Below are 425 nucleotides of genomic sequence, written 5' to 3'. Positions count from 1 at the left end.
AGTTCCGGATGGCGCCGCAGCATCTCCTCGAAGATGGCGACGGCCCGGATGCCGGGAGCAGCCTTGAGAAGGGGCACAACCTCCGCCTCGAATATATGTTCGAGCGGATCCGGCCGGCGGCGGCCGCGCGTCTTCGACTTCTGGGAAGGCAGACGGGGATCGGTCTGGATACGATAACCCGTCGCCGTGCTGAACCCTGCCTTGGCGGAGGCCGCCGCGACGGTATTCGTTCGACGTAACTTCATGAAAAGCCTCATCTGATGATCTGTTACATGGCAACCCGGCACAAAGTGATTCCCCTCCTCGGAAAACCACTCCAATACCGGACTGATCGCGATCACCAGACGCCGGACCTTTGAAAAAAAGGGCGCCGCGTCGGGGGCCGGAACTGCATTCGGGCTACGCCCTCATTCCGTCACCGCCCC

The 425-nt window shown here is 61.9% G+C and carries 1 pseudogene; it reads right to left on the bottom strand.

Annotated elements, in window-relative coordinates:
• Positions 1-257 (bottom strand): annotated as a pseudogene (locus E1297_RS00600) (IS21 family transposase); the annotation flags it as partial.
• Positions 258-425 lie beyond the last annotated feature (168 nt).

Source organism: Roseibium sp. RKSG952 (assembly GCF_009711355.1).
This window is presented reverse-complemented; position numbering and strand designations above follow the sequence as displayed.